The 17079-nt window shown below is 42.7% G+C and carries 12 protein-coding genes; 7 read left to right on the forward strand and 5 right to left on the reverse strand.

The window, feature by feature from the left end; genetic code table 11:
- Together dhaM and F7734_RS46435 are read right to left on the reverse strand one after the other, a co-directional pair.
- A partial coding sequence (dhaM, locus tag F7734_RS46430; protein ID WP_166482578.1) for a dihydroxyacetone kinase phosphoryl donor subunit DhaM occupies positions 1-790 on the reverse strand: 790 nt, incomplete at its 3' end.
- Between the two features lie 120 nt (positions 791-910).
- Positions 911-3340: an ATP-binding protein gene (locus tag F7734_RS46435; protein WP_166482579.1), complete on the reverse strand. Its 2430-nt coding sequence runs from the start codon at positions 3338-3340 to the stop codon at positions 911-913.
- Positions 3341-3639: 299 nt separating this feature from the next.
- Here F7734_RS46435 and F7734_RS46440 point away from each other — a divergent pair, with 299 nt between their 5' ends.
- The 5 genes from F7734_RS46440 to F7734_RS46460 all read left to right on the forward strand — a co-directional run bounded on the left by F7734_RS46440 (position 3640) and on the right by F7734_RS46460 (position 9918).
- A complete protein-coding gene (locus tag F7734_RS46440) occupies positions 3640-4290 on the forward strand; it encodes a metalloregulator ArsR/SmtB family transcription factor (protein ID WP_155751099.1) in 651 nt (216 codons plus the stop codon).
- Between the two features lie 183 nt (positions 4291-4473).
- Complete coding sequence (locus F7734_RS46445) at positions 4474-4638, forward strand: SUMF1/EgtB/PvdO family nonheme iron enzyme (RefSeq protein WP_155751100.1); 165 nt, start codon at positions 4474-4476, stop codon at positions 4636-4638.
- Positions 4639-5106: 468 nt separating this feature from the next.
- Positions 5107-5838, forward strand: a complete 732-nt coding sequence (locus tag F7734_RS46450) for a class I SAM-dependent methyltransferase (RefSeq protein WP_155751101.1) — start codon at positions 5107-5109, stop codon at positions 5836-5838.
- A gap of 252 nt (positions 5839-6090) precedes the next feature.
- Positions 6091-7698: an NHLP bacteriocin system secretion protein gene (locus F7734_RS46455; RefSeq protein ID WP_155751102.1), complete on the forward strand. Its 1608-nt coding sequence runs from the start codon at positions 6091-6093 to the stop codon at positions 7696-7698.
- 6 nt (positions 7699-7704) lie between these two features.
- Positions 7705-9918, forward strand: a complete 2214-nt coding sequence (locus tag F7734_RS46460) for an NHLP family bacteriocin export ABC transporter peptidase/permease/ATPase subunit (RefSeq protein ID WP_155751103.1) — start codon at positions 7705-7707, stop codon at positions 9916-9918.
- A 62-nt stretch (positions 9919-9980) separates the two neighbouring features.
- On the opposite strand, the gene F7734_RS46465 is transcribed toward F7734_RS46460, so the two are convergent.
- Positions 9981-10271 carry a hypothetical protein gene (locus F7734_RS46465; protein WP_155751104.1) on the reverse strand — a complete coding sequence of 97 codons (291 nt, stop codon included), beginning with the start codon at positions 10269-10271 and terminating at the stop codon, positions 9981-9983.
- 175 nt (positions 10272-10446) lie between these two features.
- On the opposite strand from F7734_RS46465, the gene F7734_RS46470 reads away from it, so the two are divergent.
- Together F7734_RS46470 and F7734_RS46475 are read left to right on the forward strand one after the other, a co-directional pair.
- Positions 10447-12999, forward strand: coding sequence for an ABC transporter transmembrane domain-containing protein (locus F7734_RS46470; protein ID WP_155751105.1), 2553 nt, complete (start codon positions 10447-10449; stop codon positions 12997-12999).
- A complete protein-coding gene (locus F7734_RS46475) occupies positions 12996-13691 on the forward strand; it encodes a haloacid dehalogenase type II (protein ID WP_155751106.1) in 696 nt (231 codons plus the stop codon). The genes F7734_RS46470 and F7734_RS46475 overlap by 4 nt, the downstream gene beginning before the upstream one ends.
- Positions 13692-14563: 872 nt before the next feature.
- Here F7734_RS46475 and F7734_RS46480 read toward each other — a convergent pair.
- Entirely contained in the window at positions 14564-14827 is a 264-nt protein-coding gene (locus tag F7734_RS46480) for an ATP-binding protein (RefSeq protein WP_155751107.1), read from the reverse strand.
- A 14-nt stretch (positions 14828-14841) separates the two neighbouring features.
- On the reverse strand, positions 14842-17064 hold the full coding sequence (locus F7734_RS46485) for a PAS domain-containing sensor histidine kinase (RefSeq protein WP_155751108.1): 2223 nt from the start codon (positions 17062-17064) through the stop codon (positions 14842-14844).
- Between the last annotated feature and the right edge of the window lie 15 nt (positions 17065-17079).

Consider the following 17079-nt stretch of genomic DNA (forward strand, 5'->3'; position numbering starts at 1 on the left):
GGAGTAGGGAGTAGGGAGTAGGGAGTAGGGAGTGGGGGAGAGGGGTTTCTTGCTCGCCAAAGTTACTGTCAATGAGTGCCTGTAATGCGCTTAGTGCCTCATCTGCATCAACACCAGTGGCTGCGATCGCTAATTTATGCCCCTGACGTGCAACCAATGTGGCGACTTGGTTTATACTGTCAGCACGTACTGCTGCCGTTCCTATTGTTAAATTAGATACTAAAATTTGAGATTGAAATCGAGCGGCTGTTGAAACGAATTTAGCAGCAGGGCGGGCATGTAATCCCAATCTATTACGGATAGTTAGGTGTATTTCTTTGGTAGTTTGTTCTTGGTTATTTGTGGTTTGTTCTTGGCTGCTAACAAATGATGGACTGGTGTTTACACCTAATTGAGTCGCTTTTGCTGTTAATGCCCCCCTCGCTTCAGCCATCACTTGCTGTATATTGCTGCCAGATGCGGCGGCGACTGCGGCGGCGACTGCTCCTTCAACAAGTGGGGCTTCACACAAATGGACTTTCTGTTGCTGTTCCGTAGTGAGAAACTCTAGCGCCATTTCCGCGCTCATCAAAGCGCTTCCCAAATCCATTAAAATGACGACACCTTCGTCACTGTAGACGGATGCGATCGCCTCATAAACCTGCATGGCATCTGTACCTAGCGGATTCTCTGGATCGTCAATTCCTGCAGCCACAGCTAGAGGGACTTTACCCTGCGCCATCTGTGCTGCAAGTTCCCGGACTCCTTCTGCCAGTTGTTTGCTGTGAGAGACAATGACAATTCCAATCACGCTAACCCCGTTTCACTCTCTTGATAAGCTTTAACCTAACCACCTACAGAGATTAAAGCAGAAAGAGTTCTCAGACGCATTAAAAAACTGTAACATCACTTCCTGATGTAATATTCCTTATTATGAACCACTTTGCTGCACGGGAAGTTTAATCCAAAACTCTGTTCCCTTTCCCTGTTCCGATAGACACTCAATAGTTCCTCGATGTTTTTCTGTAATAATCTGATAACTGATAGATAAACCCAATCCAGTTCCTTTGCCTACGGGTTTAGTTGTAAAGAAAGGATCGAAAATTCTTTTTTTTACTTCCTCGTTCATACCGACTCCATTGTCTTTTATTTTTACAGAGATATTTTTGGAGTCATAGATTTCAGTCTCGATCGCAATTTTTCCTTGGTTGTTAATTGATGAAGGTAGCATGACCAATAACGTTTCTATAGCATCAATGGCATTATTAAGTAAATTCATAAAAACTTGATTGAGTTGTCCGGGATAGCACTCTACTTTGGGTAGGTTACCATACTCTTTAATAATTTCAATTTCAATCTTGGGACTTTTTTCTTTAAGACGGTGTTGTAATATTAACAGAGAACTTTCTATTCCTTCATGAATATTGACAGACTTCATTTCTGCTTCTTCTAGCCGAGAAAAGTTCCGTAAGGATAGAACAATTTGACGAATGCGCTCGGAACCCATTTTCATGGAAGCTATCATTTTCGGTAAATCTTCTGTGATAAAATCTAGATCTATATTTTCCAGATATGCCTGTAATTTAGGAGTGGGTGTAACATCAGCTGTTTGATAAAGTTCGATCAGTTCTAGCAACTGTTGTACATCTTGTTTGATATGGTTTAAATTACCATAAATAAAATTCACTGGGTTATTAATTTCATGAGCTATTCCAGCTACAAGTTGACCCAAACTAGACATTTTTTCAGTCTGAATCAGATGGGCTTGAGTTTGTTGCAGTTGCAGTAAAGCTTTTTGAAGTTTTTCGGCTTGGATGGTAGCAACATCTGTGGCTGCACGGCTTTGATTATATAACTCCGCTTGGTCAATTGCGATCGCTAATTGATCTGCCACTCCCAAAATTAGTTCCACTTCATTATCGCTCCAAATATGGGCATCTTTCGTTTGTTGGCAAACAAGAATTCCCAACCGATTGGAATGAGTGTAAATTGCCACTGCTACTAAAGATGCCAAGCCCACACTTAACAAAAAGTCTCGACTAACACTATCCAACCGTGCATCTGTCAACACATTATCCAATTGCAAAAACTTTTCTTGAATAATTGCTTGGCTTAACATTTCAACCTTCTCAATAGGAGAGGAACCAAGCGGGGTCAAAAAATCCTCACGACAAGCCTCATGGCTCAGTTCAAACCGGATAGATTCATCTTCTATATAACACCATAAAAATTGACATCGATCTATCTGTAGGAGCTTGTAAACTTCAGCGACTGCGGTGCTTAGAATTGTGTTGAGTTCTAGGGAGTTACGAATATGACTTGATAGACATCTTTTTAACAAATTTTCTCGTTCGGCAAGTTCTAGCAAGCGAGCTTGAGATTTGCTTAATTCTATCTCAGTCATCTGACGATTGACACTTGCTTTTGCTAGTATCCAGGAACCAATTCCCGTCGAACCTACCAAACCTATATAAAGATATAGTAATTCAATAAATAATCCATTTGAGCTAAGCTCGAAAGCTTCTGCTGGAACTTGTGAGACAATCTTCCAGTAGTAAGAGCGATGAGCTATTTGATTTTTACTGGGTGTAAAAGCTTGTCCCGAACCAGTACTTGATTTTTGCCCTTCTACTAGTGGATAAACTGTCGTGTAAGTAAACAATCCCTCAGGAGTTTGCAATTGTCCCGATTCGCTTTGAGAAACTTGCCTCCATACATCAGGAAACACTTTGCCAAAAGTATAGTTTTGACGATTGGGAAACATAAACCCCCACTCATCAGACTTTTTTGCTCCCTTTAACCAGTAGCCATCAGCATTGAGAAGCATTGACTGACCGGGTGTACCAAAGCTTACTTGAACAAAAGAGTCAAGTAGCTTTTTTCCAAAATAATTCAGTATAACAATACCTCGTTTTTGCCCGCGATTATCAAAAATAGGAGTCCCAAAACGAATCATCGGCTTTATTGGTTGCTCAACTTCTCCTCGTTCAATATTTAAGTCTAAAGGAGAGATAAATACTTCTCCTTTATTCAGACCTAAAGTATCATAAAACCAGTAGCGCTTAAGTTGAACTTGTAATTGTTCTTTAGGGACTATATTTGGGCAATCGCTGTTAAAATTGACTCTAACAATTTCTTTACCTGTAGTATCTAAAAACCGAATTTGATCGTAAAGCTTTTTATGTTGAGAAAAAGATAAAAATTCTTCAGCAAGCGTCGAGGTTTGCTCATTAGCTCCTGCCAAGATTTCTTGGAGTTCTATTTGTTCCGACAGAACCATCAAATCCGAGACAACCAAGTTAAAGTTTCCTACTATGACTCTAGCTTGCATTTTCACCTTACGGATTTCACTGGTTTTCATGGCAGTTCTCTCCGCCCGGATTTTGCCGTAATAGAGACCCCCCAGTACAAGAGCAAGCAAAGCGGACATTGGCAAAAAAACTATCAAAAATTTTTTGAATAAAACTTGTGCATGGTTGTGTAACGGCATTTTATTATATGACGATTCCTAGCAAGTGTCAGATATATGGTTCCCAGGAATTCTGGTAACTTAACAATTTTGTTGTTCGTTCGCAATTTCCTCACCGCCATGCTGAATCCAAATAATTCTGAATAAAGGCGTTGGTTGACTTTATAAAGATTTTTCTTTAGATTAGTCTTATGAAGAGTAAATCATCCAATAAATCAGCCACTATCCGCACCCGACGGGCTATCTTGAAATTGCTGAAGCAAGAGGGACCAATGGACGCTCATGCTTTAGCCTCCTACTTGAAAGTCACAGCGATGGCGGTACGCCAGCACCTCTATGCATTGCAGGAAGAAAATTTAGTCACCTACCAGGAAGAACAGCGTTCAATGGGACGACCGGCAAAAATATGGCAATTAACTTCTGCTGCGAATCACCTGTTTCCAGAGAGCTACGCAGAGTTGACTCTCAGCTTGCTTCAATCTCTGACAGAAGCTTTTGGTGAAGAAGGGCTGGAGCGTTTGCTAGAAATTAGAACTCGCCAACAAATTGCAGAGTATCGCCAGCAAGTACCGAGCGATCGCTCTCTCCAAGAACGGGTAGAAGCATTAGCTGCAAAACGAACTGATGAAGGATACATGGCTGAAGTTCAACAAGAGGAAGATGGTTCGTTTTTACTTGTGGAAAATCACTGTCCCATTTGTGCTGCGGCGACTGCTTGTACGGGGCTTTGTCGCAAAGAACTAGAAATGTTCCAAACTGTTTTAGGTGAGAATACTGTGGTTGAAAGAACCGAGCATATCGTTGCAGGTGGGCGGCGCTGTGTTTACCGTATTTGGAACTAGTAGTCTGGGCTGTCACCTCGTTCCCAGGCTCCGCCTGGGAATGCCTTACGGGAGGCTCCGCCTCCTGTGCTCTAACCACAAAGTGCGAGGCGGAGCCTGGCTGTCTGCGTTCCCAGTTGAGCCTGGGAACGAGAGAATGTTGGGTTTCGTTCCTCAACCCAACCTACGTAATTGCGTGTTTTTATGCAAAACCTACATTGCAACTATACTTACGGTTCTGGTTCAAAGGGACAATATCGAAAACAAACGACACCTGTAGGCACTTTTCAAGTAGCAAATGTATTTGGACTATTTGATATGCACGGAAATGTTTTGGAGTGGTGTGCTACTAAGTTGCACAAATACTAATGAAGGTGCCTCCATCAAAAATAAAACTTGGGAACAATCATTAGATAATGACAATCAAGAAAATATCGTGAAATTGCTTCGCAGCGGTTTCTGGAGAAGCATTCCTAGGCATTGCCGTTCGGCGTCTCGCTATGTTGCTCATCCGGACTCCGAGGATTATCCCTTTGGGTTTCGAGTCGTACTTTCCAGAGCAATAAATTAAAGCTTCTTTACACTTTGCCCCTTAACTCTCTTCTCTATTTTTTTTTCACCTTTTTTTGCTTTTGGCGGCTCGATTTTTTTTCAAATTTGGTACGACTGAATATATTATGCGGGAAATATCGAATTTTGTCAACCAACGCCTTGGGTAAGTACAACCAAACAAATCAAAAAATCTCTGTTGCAAAAATTTACACCTAAGATTTAGAATTCTGAAAAACCCGAAACGCTAACTGGTAGCCTTATCAGTAGCAAAGAGGGGAAAGTATTATGAGTCTAGATAGCATACAAGGTAACAAAGCATTTAATGACTATGAAGCATTTGCAGAAACGTATGTCAGCCGTACTGAATCCAATGCTTACAATGCTTATTATGAAAGACCTGCTATGTTCTCTTTGTTACCAGAAGTAAGATACAAGCGTGTCTTAGATGCAGGTTGTGCGGGGGGAGTCTATACAGAATGGTTGGTAAATCGCGGTGCTGATGTTGTCGCAATTGATATCAGCAACAAAATGATAGACTTAACAAAACAAAGACTGCAAAATCGCGCTCAAGTTTACCAAGCCGATTTAAACCAACCCCTCACTTTTTTGCGTAGCAATTCCTTTGATATTGTCCTGAGTTCCTTAACCCTTCACTATATCCAAGATTGGGAAAGCGTTTTTAGAGAGTTTCACCGCATTTTATCACCCAAAGGATTGCTGCAGTTTTCCACGCATCATCCGTTTATGGATTTTCTTTTGTTTGAAAAGGAAAACTACTTCGCCACGGAGTTACTAGAAGATTCTTGGGAAGGGTACGGCGGTAAACCACTGCGCGTGCGTTTTTATCGCCGTCCCCTCAGCGCAATGACTGCTGCACTCACCAAGACAGGGTTTACTATAGAACAAATTATCGAGCCACATCCAACAGAGGAGTGCAAACGGCTTTACCCGGAAGCTTATGAAAGGTTGACGACAAAACCGGGTTTTCTCATCTTTCGTGCTTATAAGCAAATTTAATACGGGCTGCAAGATCCCCGACTTCTTTAAGGATACTGTTGGCTCTTGAAGAGTCAGACCCCCCACCTCGTTACCAATTGGTGACAACATTACCTTTTTCTTAAGTTGTCACCAATACGCCAAGATTGAGGTTGCTCAAATTTTGCTGAGGACTAAATGTATACTTAGTATAGCAATCATAGTGCGATCGCTATTAGGAGTCCCTCTTGGGCAATCGCACCCAACTATTGCGTAAGTCCACTATTCTAGAAGATGCCCAATAAAGCGAACAAACTCTTCCGTGAAAAAGCGTTAGAACACTTGAACTCACCAGAGCAGCTTGACCGACTGATGCTCTTAACAAGCCGTCACGCTTGGGTACCCTTGGCTTCTATGGGCTTATTGGTATTTGTAGCAGGTACTTGGAGTGTAATCGGGCGAATTCCACTCACCGTCACAGGTTCTGGCGTGTTGATCCGACCGAGTCATGTGGTACAATTTCAATCACTTGGTGGCGGTCAATTGTTAACCTTGAACATCAAGCCAGGAGATATCGTTAGGCAAGGTCAAGTACTCGCTACCATAGATCAATCTAATATTCAGCAACAACTACAACAAGAGAAAGCAAAGTTAGCACAACTGCTTGTTCAGAAGCAAAACATAGATAGACTGCAAAAGCAACAAATAACTTTGTCACAAAGAACCCTCTCTCAGCAGCAAAAAGACCTTTCAGAAAGCCTGCGTCGAGAGTCAGTAGCACCAACGCTACACTCCGAAACTATCAGAGCGTTAGAGCAAAAACGACAAAGCCTTGAGCAAAGCTTGTCAAGAGAAAATGTCTCGCCACTGTTGTACAAACAAACTCTCGCCGCACTAGCAGAAAAACGCAAAAGTCTTTTAAAACGCTCATCAAAAATTAGCTCATTGCTGCAAACTTTGCAACAACGAGTTGAAGCTCGTCGTCATCTCTTTCAACAGAAAGTGATTAGTCAGGATGTGGTGCTGCAATCTGTGCAGGATTTATTGAACCAAGAGACGCAATTATCAGATATTCAAACACAACTTAAAGACCTTGAAGTTCAAAAAACCTCTACGGAACGGGAATATCTACAAAATCTTAATAGAATTGACGATATCAAAAATAACATTCAAGAAATTCTTGTTCAAAAAACCAATGCAGACCGGGAATACCTGCAAAATCTAAATAAAATTGACGATATTAAAACCAAAATTCAAGATATTGAAGCTCAAAAAACAAAACTGGTGCAACAAGATTTAGAAAAATCAATCGGGAAATTAAATCAAATTCAGGAAGTTAGACGCAAGATTGCTTCCTTAAAACTGCAATTAACTCAGTCGAGTCAAATTATTAGCAAATATGATGGTCGCATCTTGTCAGTTGGCGTCCTCCCCGGTCAAATTGTTAGCGCTGGTACCCGGATCGGGACTATTGAAGCCGAAAACCCCAATACTAAACTGTCCAGTCTTGTTTACTTTGCCGACAAGGATGGCAAACAGATAAAACCAGGCATGAGTGTACAGGTAATACCCAGCGTTGTCAAGCGCGATCGCTACGGTGGAATTGTTGGGGTAGTTACCAACGTTTCTCCTTTTCCCGTGACTACTCAAGATATGACAGCGCAAGTCGGCAACGAAGATTTAGCTCGTAGCCTTGCTAATAATCACGCAGCTCGCATGCAAGTAATAGTCCAACTACAAGAAGACCCAAGTACCACCAGTGGCTACAAATGGTCTTCTTCCAAAGGTCCTGCACTAAAAATTTCATCAGGTACGACTACGCAGGTGCGGGTCAAAGTTGGACAAGTGGCACCTATCTCTTACATGATTCCAATATTACGCTCAGTGACGGGTATATATTAAAAGAATATGCCAAGTGCATTCATTAAAAGTATCCTACCCCAATCTCAAACTCCTCGCGTCCGTACCCCCACATTGTTGCAAATCGAAGTGACCGAATGCGGCGCTGCAGCCCTCGGAATTATTCTCGGCTATTACTCGCGCATTGTCCCTTTGGCAGAATTGCGCCGCGAGTGTGGCGTCTCGCGAGATGGTAGCAACGCCTTTAATATCGTCAAAGCAGCTCGGAACTATGGCTTAAACGCCAAAGGTTTCAAACCGTCTTTGGAAAGCCTCAAAACCCTTCCTCCTCCTTACATTGTCTTTTGGAATTTCAATCACTTTCTTGTGGTGGAAGGGTTTTCCAAGAACCGCGTCTACCTCAACGACCCAGCTACAGGGCGTCGGACAGTTTCTCTTGAAGAGTTTGACCGTGCTTACACTGGTGTCGTCTTAATGATGCAACCAGGACCGGGCTTTCAAACTGGAGGTCAAAAAAGAAACATTATTACTGCCTTAGCTTCACGCTGGAAACACTCACGCAGTACTATCCTGTTCTGCTTCCTAGCTGGGCTGTTACTGACAGTTCCTCGGTTAGCAGTGCCCGGTTTTACTCAAGTATTTGTCGATGAAATTCTTGTCTCTGAGCGAACTGACTGGATACGACCGCTGGTAATAGGAATGGTTGTCACTGGGATACTGCGAGCACTACTAGCTAGAGTGCGGCTTACCTACCTACGCTTGTTGATGCTGAAGTTGTCAGTCACGATGTCAGGACAGTTTCTCTGGCATATTCTACGCTTGCCAGTTGGGTTTTATGCTCAGCGCTTTGCAGGAGAAATCAGCAGCCGGGTGTCACTCAACGATAAAGTAGCAGATATACTCTCAGGTCGCCTTGCCACCACGGTCATCGACGCGGTGATGATGGTCTTTTACTTTCTAATTATGCTTCAGTATGATTTTGTACTAACAAGCGTAGCTGTTGGTTTTGCTGCTATCAACTTTTTCGCCCTCCAGTGGTTATCACAAACGCGGGTGGATGCCAACATGAAGCTGGCGCAAGAATATGGTAAGGTGAATGGAGTGGCGATCGCGGGCATTCAAACGATAGAAACAATCAAAGCTTCTGGTTTGGAATCAGACTCATTTTCTAAATTCACTGGGTACTACGCCAAAGCACTCAACGCTCAGCAGGAATTGGCTTTACAAACTCAAATTCTGACAATCTTACCCACCCTTTTAACAGCACTAACCACCGCTTCTATCTTAATTGTTGGCGGCTTCCGGGTGATGAACGGTAGCCTTAGTATTGGGATGCTAGTTGCATATCAGAGTTTAACAGCGAGTTTCCTAGCGCCTGTTAACAGTTTGGTCAATTTCGGCAGTTTGTTGCAAGATTTAGAGGCTGACTTAAACCGCTTAGATGATGTACTGCAAAATCCAGTTGATGCAGAAGCCCAGAGGGGAGAAAGAAGGAGGGAGGGAGAGAGGGAGAATTACCAATTACCACTCTCGTTTCGGTTGCAGGGTTATGTTGAGTTGCGGAACATAACTTTCGGCTACAGCCGTGTGGACAACCCTTTGATTGAGAACTTTAGCCTAACTTTGAAGCCGGGACAACGAGTGGCGATCGTGGGTGGTAGTGGTTCTGGTAAGTCTACAATTGCTAAGCTTGTTTGCGGTCTTTACGAGCCTTGGTCAGGGGATATTTGCTTTGATGGTGTACCCAGAAACCGAATTCCTCGTTCTGTTTTGGCAAACTCTTTGGCAATGATAGAACAAGATATCTTTCTATTTGCTGGAACTATCCGAGAAAATCTTACTCTGTGGGATTTGACAGTCCCACAAGCCGATTTAGTACAAGCTTGCCATGACGCAGCCATTCACGATTTGATTGAATCTATGCCTGGAGGATATGATGCCAAACTGATTGAAGGGGGAATGAACATCAGTGGCGGACAGCGCCAACGTTTAGAAATTGCCCGCGCAATGGTTCGGAATCCCTCTGTGTTGGTAATGGATGAAGCGACTTCTGCGGTGGATGCTCAAACAGAACTCATTATTGATAGGAACTTACTCCGGCGCGGTTGCTCTTGTATTGTCATCGCTCACCGACTCAGCACGATTCGCAATTGCGATGAAATTATTGTATTAGACCAGGGCAAAGTCGTGCAGCGAGGAACTCATGAGCAGTTATGGCTTGAAGGAGGGAAATATGCAAGATTGTTGCGCTCTGAAAAATGATTTTATATTTGCCTACCTGCTCAAGATAACTGCTCAATAATCGCGTCAAAATTGCACAACTGCTATAGACTTACACTATTTGAGTTCTGACCCACCCCTACTTCTAATCCCCCCGGAGCGGTGATTTTAACAGCTTCATCAATCTTGAGAAGACCTGTGTCCTTAAGTACGCGTAATGACAAGTTCAAAGATATGTTCCCCACATTCGGCACTTTGACTTGAACGTCATCATCAACACTCGCCCCCCCCACTACTGTGATTAAATCTGCATCGTCAAGCTCCACTAAAAGTTCTTGTCCCTTGGAAGCTTCAACTGCTTTTGAAGCTTTTTGTTGGGTGATTTTTTTAAGCACGTAAATTCTCCTGAATTATATTCTCAGCATATATTTGGAATCCAAAACATACCTTACACAATAGTTTTTAGTTAGTCAATCCACTGATAGCTGGTTGACAAACATCAAATATTCTAGTTATATTCTGTCAATTAACTTCCAAACTTTCTCCCTAAGTCGAAGAGCTTGTCGCCCAATGTCGCTTCTGAAGGTGGAACGTCTCGATGAGAATGGCAACTTGAGATCCGATTGTAAATATATGGAAGTCCTGTATCGCCTGAAAGCAAATGAACGACTACTGCTAGATGACCCAGAAAAAGTATGGGTCGTGCAGACTGGCTCAATAGCAGTGTTTGTCACGAAAGTCACCTCACAGATGCCAGAGGGCGACGATCCCAAAGGGATGGGAGAAAAGGGCTCTTGGCTTGACGTCAAGCCAAGAGCCGATCGCCTCACAGAAGCGGCTGAGAACGAGCATCTCCGTTATCTATTTAGTGTAGGTGCTCTCGAAGCTTTGTTTGATGCAGCAACAAGTCATCCAGAATCTTTGAGTTTAGTAGCAGTAGCCATCTCGGCAACAGAATTATCCCAAATTTCCATTCCAGATTTGGTAAGCCTAGTGGCGACGGGTTCAGCAGAAGCGATTGCCCTTTTACGGGGTTGGGTAAATCATTTAAATAAGATATTCAGAACGGAACCGACAGCAGTAAATTTTGAGCGTTATTTATTTTTAGTAAGACCAGAAAATGCTGCTTGTTTGCCAAGCATTTTAGCTGATTTACATTCTGAATTCAGAGACTGTTTAAAGAATTTCCAACAGCAGGAAACAGAGACAGCCTTTCGCCAATTTCAACAACTCGAGGAACTCAATCGTCAGGTAGTCAATTCTGCGCTCTCTAAATTAGCTTCTGTGTTGCAACCGCAGCCAGAAAGTGCATCTTTTCAACTTGGAACCCCACTGCTAGTGGCGGCGGGAGCCGTAGGAAGAGCAATGGGGATAACGATTATTCCGCCAGCGCACTCAGACGACCTCAGTCAAGTTAAAAATCCGGTAGAGGCGCTAGCGCGTTCCTCCCAATTTCGTACCCGCCGTGTAGTGCTAGAGGGTAGCTGGTGGCTTCATGAGTATGGTCCTCTGTTAGCCTACACTCAAGAAGAACAGCTTCCAGTGGCTTTGTTGCCAGCAGGCAACCGTTATATTTTATTCGATCCAGTAACGCGCACACGGACATCTGTAGATAAGGTAATCGCGGCAACCCTAGCACTCGAAGCATACCAGTTTTACCGACCTTTACCCAATGTTGTCAACAATGTCATTCAGTTGTTCCAGTTTGGTATTAACGGTTATGAAAAAGACATAATTCTAGTTTTGGTAGCTGGGATTGTTGGCTCTGTTCTAGGAATGATAGTGCCAGCCGCTACCGCTCTTTTAGTAGATAATGCGATTCCAGATAGCGATCGCAGTTTGTTAGGGCAAATAGGGCTAGCATTGTTTGCACTCTTGTTGGGAAGAACAGCGTTTGCAATGTCCTCTGGTATTATTTCACTACGAATCGAAAGTGCTGCAAGTGGCGCGTTGCAGCCTGCGATTTGGGACAGACTGCTGAGATTAAATCCGGCATTTTTTCGCAAATATTCCTCTGGTGACTTGGTAAATCGCACCTTGTCAGTGAACCAGATTCGTCAGATACTGTCGGGGGGAACGCAACGCACTTTATTGAGCGCACTGTTTGCTTTACTCAATGGAGTGCTGATGTTTGTTTACAGCTGGCAACTTGCTTTAGTGGGAGTAAGTATAGCTCTGCTCACAACTATTGTCACCACTGTTGCTAGCTTGCTAGTCATACATAAATTGCGACAACAGCAAGAACTGGATGGGGAGATTCACGGGCTAACCGTACAACTGATTAATGGGGTAGCCAAACTACGGGTAGCAATGGCAGAAGAACGAGCGTTTGCAGCTTGGGCAGATTACTATAGCAAGCGTTCCCGACTCAAGGCTAGTTTCCAACTGATTCAAGACAATGTTTCTGTGTTTAATGAGGTACTGTTCCTAGCCACTTCAGGGCTGTTGTTTTGGATTGCGATTGAGTCGATTGGAATCGCTCAAGAGTCGGGGTTGACAGTGGGCACATTTTTAGCTTTTAATGCTGCCTTGGGCATTTTTATTGGGGGAGTGAGCGATCTGAGCAATACTTTGACCAGCATTTTGGCAATAGTGCCCTTATGGGAACGGGCAAAACCCATTTTACTTGCACAACCGGAGTACGATCCAAACAAGGCAGACCCTGGTCCTTTGAACGGTCGCGTCGCCCTAGACCGCGTTACCTTTCGCTACCGTGACGATGGATTGCCGATACTTAATGAGATCAGCCTTAATGCAGAACCTGGAGAATTTGTCGCGATCGTGGGACCAACGGGAAGTGGGAAGTCAACTATATTGAGGTTGTTGTTAGGGTTTGAGACTCCAGACAATGGAACGGTGTACTACATAAAAAATCTCCCAAAATTTCTTGTGGTGCGGGCGTCAACTGGTTATCAGCCGACTCAATATCATAGTTTTTCGTCCACGCCTCGTTTGGGATATTACCTCCAAGACATTGGTAACAGGTTTAGGGTGTTACTCTCCCTTGACCAGCTGTATCCTTTAAGAAGTTGGGGGTCTGTTACAACTTACGTAGGAAAAACCTTTGCTCAATCCCAAATCCCAAATCTAAAATCCCAAATCCAAAATCCCAAATCCTCATGATTGACTTGAATCAGTACGAAGTCTTAACTTTTGATTGCTACGGAACTCTCATTGATTGGGAGACAGGGGTTATACAAGCACTGCAACCTGTTTTGGATGCACATCAAATTCAACTGAGTGAGGATGGAATTCTGGAATTGTTTGCGCGTTTTGAATCTCAACTCGAACAGGGAGAGTATCGTCAGTACAAAGATATTCTCCAGGGAGTTGTGCAAAAGTTTGGCGAACAGTTCGGCTTTACACCTTCTTCTGTTGAGTTAACTGCACTTGCTGACTCTGTTAAACACTGGCTACCTTTCCCAGACACCGTTGAAGCCCTCAAGATTCTGAAAAAGCGATTGAAATTGGCAATTATCTCTAATGTCGATGATGACTTGTTTGCTTTTACAGCAAAGCATTTACAAGTTGAGTTGGATTTAGTCGTTACTGCCCAACAGGTAAAAAGCTACAAACCCTCTTTGCAAAACTTTGAAGTTGCGATCGCCCGCCTTGGCATTCCTTCTGAAAAAATTCTACACGTTGCAGGTAGCGTTTACCATGACATTGTTCCTGCCAAATCTTTAGGGCTATCGACAGTTTGGGTGAATCGCAGGTTCGGGAAAGAAGGTTTGGGTGCGACTGTAGCTGCTGTCAGCAACCCAGATTTAGAAGTTCCCAATTTAAAAACTCTGGCTGAAATGATACAACTCTGACAGCATGGGAAATACCACCTTTTTGTTAAAACGAGTCTACAAAGTAAAACCAGCACAAACACTGATTTCAATTTTGCAATTTTAGGTGTAAACTTAGATACACACATTAGCAAGGAGTGGTGCTGCTCTGGCAATTGCCAGAGCTTATTTTATAGCTTTCTTGGTAAAAAATTACTTCTCCACAACTTCCTCACTTTTGCTCTTTAACTTATATAGCAGTGTTCCCGTAGGGACAAGTGGTTCACCACAAAAGTTTTGATCGGCTGTCACCTCGTTCCCAGGCGGAGCCTGGGAACGAGAGTGAAACCACTAGCGATTGTTGGTAATTGATAATTTTCGTAAAAAGTCAACTTCCAAAGTTATTTTTTTGAATACAACTTTGGTATGCTTTCATCTATTTTGTTTTTCTTACCATTAGTATTAAATTTTGTCAAGGTTACTGGACATACTTAAATATTAGACAAGCTAACAGAGGGTGCAGATATGAGTTACTATGAATTTAATAATCATTTTTGGTCTCCACAGATAGTTTGTAGCAATCAATCGGAGCTACCAAAGCCAAAAAAAACTCGCTCTAAAATACTGATAGGGCTTTTGATGTTACTTTGTTTTTTGATCTGGACACCTTTGGCATTCCAAATTTTTGTTGCTTTGACAAATACCAATAAAGAAACAAGAGTTATGAGTCCTACTCAATCTAGTGAGAAAATGTCAGAGCGAGAGCACTTTCTCTTCTACCGCTTTTCACAAAAACAATAGCCTTCTCTCCTCTTACCTCTGCGTACTCTGCGTCTCTGCGGTTAAATAAATGACTTTTGAACCGCAGAGGCGCAGAGTACGCAGAGGAGAAAGATGAGGAATTGCCATTTGAATCAAAATTTTCTCGACTTGTGCTGTTGTTTCTGTTGGAGTGGAATCACAATTTCAAATTTTGTTCCCTCACCTGGGGTGGAGTAACATTCGAGTGTACCTTGATGTTTATCAACAATAATTTGGTAACTGATGGATAATCCCAGCCCCGTACCTTTGCCAACAGGTTTAGTAGTAAAAAAGGGGTCAAACAAACGGGTTCTAACTGCCTCACTGATACCCAAACCATTATCAATAATGTGAATAGAAACTGCATCAGCGTTCATTAAATTGGTACGAATTATAATTGTGCTGGGGTGATGTTTGGATGCTCAAACAAAGGTAATGTAAACCAGAAGGATGTTCCTGCACCCTGGATACTTTTCACACCAATTTCCCCTCCATGGGAAGTAATAATTTGCCGACACATATACAATCCCAATCCCAAACTGAGAGAATTGCGAGCGCTCTCACCTCGAAAGTAAAGCTCAAATAATCTCTCGCACTGTTGCTTCGTCATTCCCACACCGTTATCAGAAACGGTGCAATAAATGAGATCGCCCTCATGCGTAGCACTCAAGGTAATATCTAATCCTGGGGGATTGTGCTTAATGGCATTGACAATCAAGTTAGTATAAACCCGCCACAGCTGTGTTGGATCGCCGTTGATGAGTGGTAAATCTGCGGTTACCAGATTTGTGACAGTATCTTGATTTTCTTGGAGTATCGCTTCTAAATCTGCAATCGCAGCTTCCACCACAGCAGAGAGTTGTACGGATTGGCGCTGCAACAAAATACCCTGCACTTCACTGGCATGCGCCTCCATCAAAGAGTTGATTAAACTCAATTGGCGATCGCTACTCTGTACCATTCGTTCTAAAATAGAGCGGGGTACTGGAATTTGGGAATTAGGCATGGGGAATGGCGCATCGGTTTTATTCTCAATGCCCGATGCCCGATGCCCTATTTCCCCTGTTTTTAACAAATTCCTTAGCACCATCAAAGTTCCCAACACTGGATTGCGTAGATCGTGAGAAACTGCATGGAAAAAGACTCTCAATGCTTCTTCAGTGCGCTTGCGTTGGCTGATGTCCAAAATAACCCCCACCAAACCACCAAGCGTTCCATCTGCCTTGGAAAATGTTGCTTTGTAAAATATCACATCATGTTGCACACCATCTTTGTAGACAAGATTGCTTTCATAGGTTTGAACTCCTTGTTGTTCAAGCAATACCATATCTGCTTGATGATACTTATCTGCTATGTCTTTTGATGTAAAATCATATACGGTTTTTCCAAGGATTTGCTCTTTACTAAAACCTAAAGCTTCTTCAAAAGCCTTATTACAGCCCATATAGATGCCTTGAAGGTTCTTATAATAAACAGGGGTTGGTATTGTATTCATTAAGACTTGTAAAAAATCAAGCTGTTCCTGTAGCGCTTCTTCAGCTTGTTTGCGTTTGGTTATATCCTCAATTAAACCCTCATAATAAAGAATATTTCCACTTTCATCTCGAACAGCATACGCTTTCTCAGAAATCCAAACAATGCTGCCGTCTGAGCGATATATCTGGGATTCAAACTCAGAGATATTACCGTTCTCCTCCACCTGACGCATAAACTCAGCACGACGGTTGGGATCGACGTACAGTTGGTGTTCGATATCGGTAAAATTTTCTGTCACTTCTTCAGGTAACAAATATCCATAAATCTTGGCAAGGGCAGGATTGGCTGTAATATAACGTCCATCTGGTGTACTTTGAAAAATTCCTTCAACTGCGTTTTCAAAGATACTGCGGTACTTGGCTTCTGTGGTTCTGAGTTTTTGATATGCTTCCTCCAATGCTCTCCTTGCAGAAAACTCAGAACGCTGCAGGCGATCGTACAGATATACACCAATGTCACAAATAAAACAAAACCAAAATAAGGCTAAAATCATTGCGACGTCGTAGATTGACTCCTGACTTTTGGGCGGCGGTAGTTTCAATCCCAGTGTTGTATTCACACCAAAAAAGTAAATGACTACACCCAGCTGAGCAACTAAGTGAAGAATCCATCGAACCGGTATGAGTATGGCTTGGCTTAAAAACATTAAAAACCAAGTAATCAAATCGGGTATGGCAAAACCGTTGAATGTTGCCCAAATCTGTTCTACGAGAGTGATTGACCAAGATAATCCCAAAAACACAACTTCGGGATAGCGACGTCCAAACTGTGTTCTATGTACGGTGAGACAAGTCAGCAAGCCTACCATCATGGCACCTTGCAGGGCAAAAAGCAGAGGTTTTATTTGTTTGGGAACCTTGGTTAAATCTTTCAATGAAAATAAGACGTCGTATATATTCAGGCAAATAAAGCTCAAAACTAGGATTATGGCGATCCAAAGTCCCAGATGCAATCTTTGCCACAAAAAATGATTGCGCCATGCTTTATATTCAGTAGTTATGGGGCTACGTGTTAGCAAGTCGATAGCGCAAAAAATCTTTCTCAAACTCTTTTGTACTGTTTTTAATATGGTCGCCATTTACTTTGACCAAAT

The sequence above is a fragment of the Scytonema sp. UIC 10036 genome (assembly GCF_009725235.1).

Coding starts and splice junctions, on each gene's coding strand:
- F7734_RS46475 (WP_155751106.1), top strand. CDS start 12,996: ATGATTGACTTGAATCAGTACGAAGTCTTAACTTTTGATTGCTACGGA.
- F7734_RS46485 (WP_155751108.1), bottom strand. CDS start 17,064: ATGGCGACCATATTAAAAACAGTACAAAAGAGTTTGAGAAAGATTTTT.
- F7734_RS46440 (WP_155751099.1), top strand. CDS start 3,640: ATGAAGAGTAAATCATCCAATAAATCAGCCACTATCCGCACCCGACGG.
- F7734_RS46435 (WP_166482579.1), bottom strand. CDS start 3,340: ATGAAAACCAGTGAAATCCGTAAGGTGAAAATGCAAGCTAGAGTCATA.
- F7734_RS46445 (WP_155751100.1), top strand. CDS start 4,474: ATGCAAAACCTACATTGCAACTATACTTACGGTTCTGGTTCAAAGGGA.
- F7734_RS46480 (WP_155751107.1), bottom strand. CDS start 14,827: ATGAACGCTGATGCAGTTTCTATTCACATTATTGATAATGGTTTGGGT.
- F7734_RS46460 (WP_155751103.1), top strand. CDS start 7,705: ATGCCAAGTGCATTCATTAAAAGTATCCTACCCCAATCTCAAACTCCT.
- F7734_RS46450 (WP_155751101.1), top strand. CDS start 5,107: ATGAGTCTAGATAGCATACAAGGTAACAAAGCATTTAATGACTATGAA.
- F7734_RS46470 (WP_155751105.1), top strand. CDS start 10,447: ATGTCGCTTCTGAAGGTGGAACGTCTCGATGAGAATGGCAACTTGAGA.
- F7734_RS46455 (WP_155751102.1), top strand. CDS start 6,091: ATGCCCAATAAAGCGAACAAACTCTTCCGTGAAAAAGCGTTAGAACAC.